This window comes from Paracoccus haeundaensis, from assembly GCF_006239215.1.
GTDB classification, from domain to species: domain Bacteria; phylum Pseudomonadota; class Alphaproteobacteria; order Rhodobacterales; family Rhodobacteraceae; genus Paracoccus; species Paracoccus marcusii.
Genome location: NZ_VDDC01000059.1, coordinates 1 through 10,870, shown reverse-complemented (window position 1 = coordinate 10,870; position 10,870 = coordinate 1). Strand labels below are relative to the sequence as shown.

12 protein-coding genes are annotated in these 10,870 nt (G+C 66.2%); 9 read left to right on the top strand and 3 right to left on the bottom strand.

The features are described 5' to 3' along the window. Window positions 1–175: 175 nt before the first annotated feature. The gene (locus FHD67_RS19160; RefSeq protein ID WP_139599719.1) at window positions 176–1,825 is read right to left on the bottom strand and encodes a BCCT family transporter; all 1,650 of its coding nucleotides are present in this window, start codon (window positions 1,823–1,825) and stop codon (window positions 176–178) included. Window positions 1,826–2,156: 331 nt separating this feature from the next. Between FHD67_RS19160 and FHD67_RS19155 the strand changes: the two genes are divergently transcribed. The 7 genes from FHD67_RS19155 (at window position 2,157) to FHD67_RS19125 (ending at window position 8,106) form a co-directional block, all read left to right on the top strand. Further along, complete coding sequence (locus FHD67_RS19155) at window positions 2,157–2,411, top strand: hypothetical protein (protein WP_139599718.1); 255 nt, start codon at window positions 2,157–2,159, stop codon at window positions 2,409–2,411. 95 nt (window positions 2,412–2,506) lie between these two features. Next, a complete protein-coding gene (locus tag FHD67_RS19150) occupies window positions 2,507–3,550 on the top strand; it encodes a LacI family DNA-binding transcriptional regulator (protein ID WP_139599717.1) in 1,044 nt (347 codons plus the stop codon). 2 nt (window positions 3,551–3,552) lie between these two features. Continuing rightward, window positions 3,553–4,482 carry a substrate-binding domain-containing protein gene (locus FHD67_RS19145; RefSeq protein WP_139599716.1) on the top strand — a complete coding sequence of 310 codons (930 nt, stop codon included), beginning with the start codon at window positions 3,553–3,555 and terminating at the stop codon, window positions 4,480–4,482. Then, window positions 4,479–5,261, top strand: a complete 783-nt coding sequence (locus FHD67_RS19140) for an ATP-binding cassette domain-containing protein (protein WP_239441407.1) — start codon at window positions 4,479–4,481, stop codon at window positions 5,259–5,261. The genes FHD67_RS19145 and FHD67_RS19140 overlap by 4 nt, the downstream gene beginning before the upstream one ends. Beyond that, a complete protein-coding gene (locus FHD67_RS19135; protein ID WP_139599715.1) occupies window positions 5,261–6,262 on the top strand; it encodes an ABC transporter permease in 1,002 nt (333 codons plus the stop codon). Before FHD67_RS19140 ends, FHD67_RS19135 begins: the two co-directional genes overlap by 1 nt. Next, complete coding sequence (locus tag FHD67_RS19130) at window positions 6,259–7,323, top strand: phosphotriesterase family protein (RefSeq protein ID WP_139599714.1); 1,065 nt, start codon at window positions 6,259–6,261, stop codon at window positions 7,321–7,323. Before FHD67_RS19135 ends, FHD67_RS19130 begins: the two co-directional genes overlap by 4 nt. Window positions 7,324–7,344: 21 nt before the next feature. Further along, window positions 7,345–8,106, top strand: a complete 762-nt coding sequence (locus FHD67_RS19125) for a glutamine amidotransferase (protein WP_139599713.1) — start codon at window positions 7,345–7,347, stop codon at window positions 8,104–8,106. 5 nt (window positions 8,107–8,111) lie between these two features. On the opposite strand, the gene FHD67_RS19120 is transcribed toward FHD67_RS19125, so the two are convergent. Then, window positions 8,112–8,993: a PfkB family carbohydrate kinase gene (locus FHD67_RS19120; protein WP_139599712.1), complete on the bottom strand. Its 882-nt coding sequence runs from the start codon at window positions 8,991–8,993 to the stop codon at window positions 8,112–8,114. A gap of 32 nt (window positions 8,994–9,025) precedes the next feature. On the opposite strand from FHD67_RS19120, the gene FHD67_RS19115 reads away from it, so the two are divergent. Further along, the gene (locus FHD67_RS19115; protein WP_046001571.1) at window positions 9,026–9,862 is read left to right on the top strand and encodes a BtpA/SgcQ family protein; all 837 of its coding nucleotides are present in this window, start codon (window positions 9,026–9,028) and stop codon (window positions 9,860–9,862) included. Beyond that, window positions 9,859–10,509, top strand: coding sequence for a TenA family protein (locus tag FHD67_RS19110; RefSeq protein ID WP_232303381.1), 651 nt, complete (start codon window positions 9,859–9,861; stop codon window positions 10,507–10,509). Before FHD67_RS19115 ends, FHD67_RS19110 begins: the two co-directional genes overlap by 4 nt. Before the next feature lie 23 nt (window positions 10,510–10,532). Here FHD67_RS19110 and FHD67_RS20765 read toward each other — a convergent pair. Next, a partial coding sequence (locus FHD67_RS20765; RefSeq protein ID WP_218062357.1) for a hypothetical protein occupies window positions 10,533–10,870 on the bottom strand: 338 nt, incomplete at its 5' end.

Below are 10,870 nucleotides of genomic sequence, written 5' to 3'. Positions count from 1 at the left end.
TCGGGCCAGAAGGCCATCGGCGTGTCCGGGACAGGCCGTGACGCAACGGATGCGCCGACGCCCAAATCGGATGCCATGATGGCAATCATCGTGCTGGGCGCCAGCCTGTGGCGGCTGCGCAAGGCGAACGCCCGCGACTGAGCCGCGGGCGTTCGGCCGGGGACGGGGCGACCCGTCACCTGGCCGAGGCGTCGGCCTCGTCGGTGGCGGCGGGGTCGAATTCGCTCAGTGCGGGACGCTTGCCGATCGTGATGTGGTCGATCTCCTCTGCGGCGAATCCGCGGATCAGGGCCGGGATCATCATCGAAACCAGCAGGAAGATCGGCAGCCCGACGACCGTGATCACCTCCTGCAGGGCCGTCAGCCCGGCCTCTCCTGCCAGCAGGATCAGCGTTCCGGCGATGGCGCCTTCGGCCAGGCCCCAGAAGACGCGCTGGCGGACGGGTCCGGGTTCCGCCGTCCCCGTGCACAGCATGTCCACGACCAGCGACGCCGAATCCGACGAGGTGGCAAAGAAGATCGCTACGACCAGCACGGCCAGCCCCTGCATCAGCGGTGCCCAGGGCAGTTCCGCAAAGAAGGCGAACATCGCCAGCGGCACGGATTCGCTGACGGCGTTGCTGATGCTGCCCGCGGCGGGGCCCATCGCGGCACGCGCCGCCTCTCCCAGGCCGTCGATGGCCATCGCCTGCCAGCCGAAGATCGCGAACCAGATGACGGTGAACAGCGATGGCGCCAGCAGGACGCCGAAGACGAATTCCCGGACCGTGCGCCCGCGAGAGATCCGCGCCACGAACAGGCCGATGAAGGGCGACCAGGTGACCGTCCAGGCCCAGTAGAACACCGTCCAGTCGCCCTGCCAGCCCCATTCGCCGGTATCCATCCCGCCGCCGTGCAGCATGTCGTTCCAGAAGGCCAGGCGCGGCAGGTTGGACAGGTACAGGCCGATCGTCTCGACGACGCCGCGCAGAAGAAACAGGGTCGATCCGGTCACCAACACGAACAGCATCAGGCCCACGGCCATGCCGATGTTGACGTTCGACAGCAGCTTCACCCCCTTGTCCAAGCCGGCGACGATCGAGATCGTGGCAACGATCGTCAGGCTGCCCAGGATCGCAAGGCGCAACCCGGTGTCGTTCGACCAGCCGAACAGCGCCGACAGTCCCGCCGCGACCTGCGACGAGCCGAGGCCGAGCGAGACCGCGACCCCGAACAGCGTGCCCAGGATGGACACGATGTCGATCGTCTTGCCCACGGGGCCATAGATCCCCTCGCGCAGCAGCGGGTAGAAGACGGAACTGACCCTGACGGGCAGGTCATAGCGGTTGATGAAATAGGCGAAGGCCAGCCCGGGTAGGGCAAAGATCGTCCAGGTGTGCAGCGCAAGGTGATAGAGCGATATCGCGATGGCATCCTGGGCCGCGGTCAGGGTGAAGGGTTCGACCCCCGGCAAGGGCGGCGACTGATAATGGCTGATCGGCTCTGCCACGCCCCAGAACATCAGCACCGTGCCGATGCCGCCCGCGAACAGCATCGTGAACCACGAGAGGTTGGAATATTCGGGCCGAGAGTTGCGCGGCCCAAGACGGATATGCCCGTGGCGCGACATCGCCGCATAGATCAGAAAGCCCAGCCAGACGTTCACCGCAAGGATGAAGAACCAGCCGAGGTTGGTCACGATCCAGGCCCGGCTGACGGAAAACGCGGCCCCGATGGGACCGGGCATCGCCACCAGCAGGACGACGAAGATCAGGCTGAGGCCTGCGGATATGAAGAAGATCGTGGGGTCGACCCGCAGGCCCAGATGCTGTGCCAGTCTTTTCATGCTTTGCCCTCTTGGTCTTGAAATACTGGGGTCAAGCGTTACGCGGGCGCATCGTTCCTAAGAAATCTGCGCAGGCGCATGGTGCGCGGCGCGGAATTCCTTGGGGATTTCCCGGATCGAGTAAGATTTGCTCCATCGCCTGTGCGGCAACTTGGGGCGGCGATCCTTGAAGGAGTCCGTTGCAACAGGGTGGAGTGCGACATGCGGTAACACCTTGCGCATGACGGGGATGACAAGGTTGCCTTGCGGTCTCTCGGTGCCGAACGGAGGTGTTGTCGTTGTGACGCAGATCGGGTGCGTCTGACGCGGACAGGGCGCCCGATGCTAGTGCATGACCACCATTTTCGTCCTGGCGTCATCCCGCGACGCGCACGGCATGAGCCTGACCAAATTCGAAAGCACGCAGTTCAACGGCCTGGCGCACGTCACGTTAAGGTTCACACAAGGATCGCACGGGCGGTTCCCGGCACACGGCATCGCCGGAATGTCGCATTGCAACAAGAACATGTACCCGACAGGGCGTGCAGGATGGCGACGATCGACTTGCACATCGGGCGCTGCTGAAAAAACCGGCGATACTCACTGACCCCTTAAATTTATCTTTACAGACTGAAATCGTCGCGGCATCGTCGGCTTATAAACCAGTTTACTAAACCGCTTTATAAGCTTTAGGGGACTCGCGTGGCCAATCTTCAGGATGTTGCGACAGCGGCTGGCGTCTCCAAGGCGACGGTGTCGCGCTATCTGAACGGCTCTCTGGAACTGCCCGAACGGACCGCGTCCCTGATCGATGCGGCGATCCGCACCCTGAACTATACGCCCAACCCTCATGCGCGGCGCCTGAGCCTCGGGCGGTCGGACACGATCGCCCTGATCGTTCCCGACATCTCCAGCCCGTTCTTTGCCGCGCTGGTCGGCGCCGTCGAGGCCGAGGCAAGCGACATGGGGCTGGCACTGGCGCTTTACGCGACGCTGAACTCTCCGGAACGCGAACTCTCCTATCTCGACCTGGTGCGGACCGGCCATGCCGACGGTCTGATCTTCGTCACCAACCATGCCGGCACCGACAGGCTGGCCCAGAAGATCAACCACCTTCCGCGCTGCGTGGTCGTGGACGAGGATGTTGTGGGCACGACCGCCCCCAAGATCTTCTGCGACAACCGTCGCGGCGGCTGGCTGGCCGGGCGTCATCTGGCGCAACAGGGCCATCGGCACGTGCTGTTCGTCGGCGGCGTCGACGAGATGGTCAGCGGCGCCCGCCGCTTCGAGGGCTTTTCTGCCGGGATCGCGGAGGTGTCGGGGCCGGATCATGCGATCGACCGGATCAGCGGGCTTTACACCGTCTCTGCCGGACGCGCGGCTGGCCAGGCCTTCGTCGCGCAGGACCCGGCGTCCCGTCCGACGGCCATCTTTGCCACGTCCGACGAACTGCTGATCGGCCTGTACGAGGTTCTGGCAGAGGCCGGCATTCCCATTCCGCAGGAGGTCTCTGTCGTCGGGTTCGACGACGTGGGGCCGCTGCATCTTTTCGCACCCGCCGTGACCGCGGTGCGTCAGCCTGTCCGCGACCTGGGCCAGCACGCGCTGAAGCTGCTGCTGGCGACGGACAATGCCGATCCGGCCAATCACCCGTCAGAGGTGCTGCTGGATGTCACGCTGATCGAGCGGAACTCTGTTGCGCCGCCGGTCCGCCCCTTCCACCGCAACCCCAACAGCGAGGAATGACCATGACGACCCTGACCCGCCGCACCCTGGGTGCGATGATGACGACCGGCCTGATCGCTGCGGCCCTGCCCGCGCTGGCGCAGGACGGCAAGACCTTGGCGCTGGTCCAGATCAACCAGCAGGCGCTGTTCTTCAACGACATGAACCGTGGTGCGCAGGAGGCCGCCGATGCCGCGGGCGCCGAACTGCTGATCTTTAACGCGAACAACGATCCCGCGGCGCAGAACAGCGCGATCGAGACGTATATCCAGGAGGGCGTGGACGGCATCGCCGTCGTGGCCATCGACGTGAACGGCATCATGCCCGCAGTCCAGCAGGCCGTCGATGCCGGCATCCCGGTCGTGGCCATCGACGCCATCCTGCCCGAAGGGCCGCAATCGGCCCAGATCGGCGTGGACAACGCCCAGGCCGGCGCCGACCTGGCGGCCGTGGTCAACGACGCGCTGCCCGAAGGGTCCACCCTGGGCATCGTGGGCGCGTTGAACTCGTTCATCCAGAACGTGCGCATGGACGGGTTCACGGGTGCCTTGGACAGCGCCAAGGTCAGCATCGCGGGCACGGTGGACGGCCAGAACGTGCAGGACACCGCCCTGGGGGCGGCCGAGAACCTGATGACCGCCAACCCGGACCTGACCGCCATCTATGCGACGGGAGAGCCCGCACTGCTTGGCGCGGTGGCGGCCGTGGAAAGCCAGGGTCGGCAGGCCGACATCGCCGTCTATGGCTGGGACCTGACCGCACAGGCGATTGCCGGGATCGATGCGGGCTATGTCAAGGCGGTGATCCAGCAGGACCCGGCGGGCATGGGCGCGGCGGCCGTGACCGCGCTTGGCACGCTGGCGGATGGCGGCACGGTCGAGCCGGTGATCTCGGTCCCCGTCACCATCGTCACGCAGGAGAACGTCGAACCCTATCGGGCCGCGTTCCAGTGATCGCAGCGGTCCATCAGTTCAGGCAGGGGGACCATCCCCCTGCAGGTCACCCCGCGATCCTGTCCCTGCAGGGCATCACCAAGACATTCGGGTCGCATCAGGCGCTGCGCGGGGTGGACCTGGACATCCGCGCCGGCGAATGCCTGGGGCTGATCGGCGACAATGCCGCCGGCAAGTCCACGCTGTCCAAGGTGATGTCGGGCACCTATGTCCCGGATGGCGGGCAGATCCTGCTGGACGGCAGGCCCGTGCGCTTTTCCACGCCGTCCGAGGCGCGTGCGCAGAAGATCGAGATGGTCTATCAGGACCTGTCGCTGTGCGATCACGTCGATGTCGTCGGAAACCTGTTCCTGGGCCGAGAGCTGAAGCGTGGCCCGTTCCTGGACCAGCCCCGCATGCTGGCCGAGGCCGAACGCATGCTGGCGGCGCTGGAGATCCGCATCCCGCGCCTGACCGCCAAGGTGGAGAAGCTGTCGGGCGGTCAGCGCCAGGCCATCGCCATCGCACGCGCCGCCAGCTTCGACCCCAAGGTGCTGATCATGGACGAGCCGACCTCGGCCCTGGCCGTGGCCGAGGTCGAGGCCGTGCTGGCCCTGATCAACCGGGTCAAGGCGCGCGGCGTCGCGGTGGTGCTGGTCACGCACCGGATGCAGGACCTGTTCCGCGTCTGCGACCGCATCGCCGTCATGTACGAGGGCACCAAGGTCGCCGAACGCCTGACCCCCGACACGAACCTTCAGGAACTGGTCGACCTGATCGTCGGCAAGGGAGGCCATTGATGGCTGTCTATACCGAACGCAAGGCCGGGTCGCCCCTGGCCGATTTCGTGGGCGAACATGCGCAGGTCCTGTCCATCGCGATGTTCTTCCTGCTGTGCATGGCCATCTTCGGGATGGCCAGTTCGACCTTTCTCAGCGCGGGCAACCTGCTGAACATCCTTCGTCAGGCGGCGCCGATCCTGATCGTGGCGGTCGCCATGACCATGGTCATCACCACCGCCGGGATCGACCTGTCGGTCGGATCGCAGGTGGCACTGGTCAACGCGGTCTGCGCCATCGCCATCGGCGCGGGCCTGCCCTGGCCGGTCGTCGTGCTGCTGATGCTGGCCTTGGGCGCGGGGGTCGGCGCGGTGCAGGGGTGGTTCATCTCGTACCAGGGCATCCCGGCCTTCATCGTGACGCTGGCGGGCCTGTCGATCCTGCGCGGCTTTGCGCTGTACCTGACCGAGGGCTATTCGATCCCCATCACCGACGTGCCGGGTTTCTTCTGGCTTGGGCGCGGTACGCTGGCGGGCTTTCCGGTGCCTGCGCTGATCGCCTTGCTGATCGCGGTCCTGGGCTTTGTCGTGATGCTGCGCACGCAATATGGGCGGCAGGTGATCGCGGTGGGGTCCAACATGGAGGCCGCGCGCCGCGTGGGCATGCCCGCGAAACGCGTGCTGGCCTCGGTCTATGTGGTGGCGGGGCTGGCCTCGGCGGTGGCGGGGATGCTGATCGCGGCGCGCCTCGGCTCCGGGTCGTCGAACGCGGCGCAGGGGTTCGAGCTGCAGGTCATCGCGGCCGTGGTGCTGGGCGGGACGTCGCTGATGGGCGGCAAGGCCTCGATGCTGGGCACCGTCCTGGGCACCATGACCATCGCGGTGATCGGAAACGGGCTGATCCTGCTGCACATCTCTCCGTTCTTCACGCAGATCGTGACGGGCGCCATCATCCTGGTCGCCATCTGGCTGAACACCAAGCTGTTCGACCGGGGCTTCCGCTTCGGGAGGGCACGCGGATGAGCGAGCTGTCCCCCTGCCATGTCCGGTCGGGCCAGGTGATGACCGTCACCGGCCCGATCCCCTCGGAAGATCTGGGCCACACGCTGATGCACGAGCATCTGCAGAACGACTGTCGCTGCTGGTGGAACGCGCCCACGGACCCGGCGCGGCAATATCTGGCCGACAGCCCTGTCGGCATCGAGATCCTGTCCGAACTGCGCCAGGACCCGTTCGTGAACCGCCACAACATCGCGCTGGACGACCCCGACCTGGCGATCGCGGAGCTGCGCGCCTTCACCGCCGCGGGCGGGCGCAGCGTGGTGGACCCGACCTGCCGCGGCATCGGGCGCGACCCCACGACCCTGCGCCGGATCGCGACCGAGACCGGGCTGAACATCGTGATGGGCGCGGGCTATTACCTGGCCAGCTCCATGCCGGACACGGTGGCGCGCCTGTCCATCGATGACATCGCGGATCAGATCGTGGCCGAGGCGCTGACCGGCACCGACGGCACCGATGCCCGCATCGGCCTGATCGGAGAGATCGGCGTGTCGTCCGATTTCACGGCCGAGGAGGAGAAGTCGCTCCGCGGCGCGGCGCGGGCGCAGGCGCGCACCGGGCTGCCGCTGATGGTGCATCTGCCGGGCTGGTTCCGGCTTGGGCACCGGGTGCTGGACGTCGTCGAATCCGAGGGCGGGGACCTGCGCCACACGGTGCTGTGCCACATGAACCCCTCGCATGACGATCCGGTCTATCAGGCGACGCTGGCGCAGCGGGGGGCCTTTGTCGAATTCGACATGATCGGCATGGATTTCTTCTATGCCGATCAGGGGGTGCAGTGCCCGTCCGACGACCAGGTCGCCCGCGCCATCCTGGGCCTGGCCGAACAGGGGTTCCTGGACCGCATCCTGCTGTCGCAGGACGTGTTCATCAAGATGATGCTGACCCGCTATGGCGGCAACGGCTACGTATTCGTGACCCGCCATTTCCTGCCGCGCCTGATGCGACACGGCCTGTCGGCCTCCGACTGCGACCGGCTGATGGTGACGAACCCGCGCCGCGTCTTCGACGCCACCTTCTGACATCCGCGAAAGGAACGACCCATGACAACCCGCGTGCTTCTGGTGGGCGAAAGCTGGACCACCTCGGAAACGCATTACAAGGGCTTCGACCAGTTCGGCTCGGTCCGGTTCCACACCGGGGCGACGCCCCTGCTGGAGGCGATGAAGGAGAGCGATTTCCACATCGACTACATGACCGCCCATGACGCCGCCGAAGGGTTTCCCTTCGCGATGGAGGGGCTGGCGCCCTATGACATCATCATTCTGTCGGACATCGGCGCGAACACCTTCCTGCTGCCGCCCGATGTCTGGCTGCGGTCCAGGACCGTGCCGAACCGGTTGCGGTTGCTGAAGGAGTGGGTGGCGCAGGGGGGCAACCTGCTGATGATCGGGGGGTATTTCTCGTTCCAGGGCATCGACGGTCGGGCGCGTTGGCGCAACACCGCGGTCGAGGACACGCTGCCCGTCACCTGCCACCCCTGGGACGACCGCGTCGAGATCCCCGAAGGTGCGCAGGCCGACATCCTGCTGCCCGACCATCCGGTGATGGCGGAGATGCCCGCCGCCTGGCCGCCGATCCTGGGCGTGAACGAGGTGATGGTCCGCGACGGCGCGACCGTCGTGGCGCGCCTTCCCGAGGATCAGGGCGGCCACCCGCTGCTGGTCCTGGGCCAGCACGGGCAGGGGCGCACGGCGGCCTGGACGTCGGATGTGGGACCGCATTGGCTGTCGCCCGAATTCTGCGACTGGCCGGGCTATGGCACGTTGTGGAAGAACCTGTTCGGTTGGCTGGTCGCGCGGTGACGGGATCAGTCGCCCGCCAGGATCGCGCGCATCGCGCCCGTGTCGGGAAAGGCGCTGACGGTGCCCGCGCGTCCCACCGTCCAGGCCGCCGCGATGGCCGCGTGGCGCAGCGCGCGCGCGTCCAGGGGTGCGCCCCGCAGCGCGGCCGACGCCAGCGCCACCGCCATGAAGCAGTCGCCAGCCCCGGTGGTGTCCACGACCACGCAGGGGGATGCCGGCGCGTCGATCCGTGCGCCGGGACGGACAAGGGCCGCGCCGCGCGCGCCAAGCGTCAGGACGACCTCGGCAACGCCCTGCGCCAGCAGCGCCGCGTCACCCCCCAGCATCGCGGCCTCGTCCTCGTTGACGAAGGCGCAATCGACCAGAGGCCACAGTTCGGCCACGTAATCCTGCATGGGCGAGGGGTTCAGCGCGGTGCGCATCCCGCGCGCCCGGGCCGCGCGCAATGCCGCGCCGGTCGTCGCCGCACCCAGATTGCCCTGCAGGACCAGCAGATCGCCCGGTGCGGCCTTTTCCAATGCGACGATGGCGTGGTCCGGGGTCATGGCACCTGCCGCGGCACGCGTGGTGATCACGGCATTTTCACCATGACCGGCCATCAGGATGATCGAATTGTCGGTCGCCACGCCGGGCAGGGCGATCAGCTGCGCCATCACCGGCTCGGCCGCCAGGCGCGCCGCGATCTCGCGCCCGCGGGCGTCCTGGCCCACCGCGGCGATCAGGTGACATGCCAGCCCGGTCCGGGCCATCGCAACCGCCTGATTGACCCCCTTGCCGCCCAGATCCTGCGACAGCGCCTGCCCGAAGATCGAGGCACCCGGCCTGGGAAAGTCGTCGACCGACACGGTCTCGTCCAGCGCCGCGTTCCCGATCACGAATGCCTTCATCACCACTCTCCGCTTTCTTGAAAGGTCAACCCATGACACTGATTTCCGACCGACCCGCAGGGGCCATCCGCGACATCTTCGGACGAGACAAGGCCTTGATCGGAATGATTCATTGCCCTGCCTTTCCCGGTGCGCCGCGGTATCGCGGTGCGTCGATGGACGACATCTACGATACCTGCATGCGCGATGCGGAACGTCTGGTGCAAGGGGGAATGCACGGGTTGATCGTCGAAAATCACGGCGACATTCCCTTTTCCAAGCCCGACGAGATCGGCCCCGAGACCCCGGCCTTCCTGTCCGTCGTGACCGATCGCATCAAGCGCGCCTTCGGCCTGCCCATCGGCATCAACGTGCTGGCGAACGCCCCGCTTCCGGCGCTGGCCACCGCCGTGGCAGGGGGTGCCGATTTCATCCGCGTGAACCAATGGGCCAACGCCTATGTCGCGAACGAGGGCTTCATGGAAGGGCGCGCGGCAGAGGCGCTGCGCTACAGGTCGCTGCTGCGCGCCGAACATGTCCGCATCTTCACCGACGCGCATGTAAAGCACGGCAGCCACGCCATCGTGGCGGACCGGTCCATCCCCGAACTGACGCGCGACCTGGGCTTTTTCGACAGCGACTGCATCATCGCCACCGGTCAGCGCACCGGCGATAGCGCCAGCATGGACGAGATCGACGAGATCGGCGGCGCGACGCATCTGCCGCTGCTGGTCGGCTCGGGCGTGACCGAAGACAATATCGTGGCCATCCTGGGCCGGACCAATGGCGTGATCGTGGCGTCGTCGCTGAAGGAGGGCGGTGTCTGGTGGAATCCCGTCGAACCGGAACGCGTCCGCCGCTTCGTCGCCGCCGCCGAGGCCGGGCTGTGACCCTGTCCGAGCGGATGCTGACCGAGGAGGCCGCGGCGTTCGACGCGATGGTCACCCATCCCTTCGTCCGCGATCTGGCGACCGACACCCTACCGGACACGGCCTTCGACCGTTATCTGCTGATCGAGGGGGCGTTCGTCGAAACCGCCATCGCGATCTTCGGTTATGCGGTCGCCAAGGCCGACAACCTGCAGGACCGACGCAAGCTGATTGCGTCGCTGGATGCACTGGCCCATGGGCAGATGGACTATTTCCGCGACGCCTATGCGCGCTGCGGACTTGCCCCGGATCCGGCCCTGCAGGCCGACCCGCGTGTGGCGGGGTTCCGCGACGGCATGCTGGCCATCGCCCGCGATGGCGATTTCGCCGACATCATCACCGCGATGTTCGCCGCGGAGTGGATGTATTGGACATGGTGCACTGCGCATCGAGACGCCGCGCTGACCGACCCCATGCGTCAGGACTGGATCGCCCTCCATGCGGCCCCAGAGTTTCGCGCCCAGGCACAGTGGCTGAAGGAAAAGGTGGATGCTTTTGGGCGTGATCTTCCGGAAGCCCGCTCCGCCGAACTGGTAACCCTGTTCGGCAAGGTCCAGCGGCTTGAGGTCGCGTTTCACACTGCAGCTTACGATATTGAGGATCAGTGAGTAGGGCGAACGACATCAGGCTTTCACGGTGCGACAAGGCTCGACAATGGCGGGCTGTTGTACCGCCAAGCTGTCGGAAATGCTTGGGCCGAATGTGTGGGTTCAGACGGTGCGGGGGCGATCGTCGATAGGATTGCCGCGCGAGAATTGAGAACCGTCATGGCCTTTGCAGTTGAGACGTAACCTTTGTCTCCGCGCGTCACGCATTCCAACCAACTTTTGTTCGGCACCTTGATGTCGATCAGTTCAAGATGTGACATAAGTCCGATTATCGGAAGGTGATATGTAGAAGCAAAGTAGAATTGTCGCGAACTGGCAAAGTTGATTTGTCGCCTCTGCCCTGAAGGCTGACGCTGCGCTG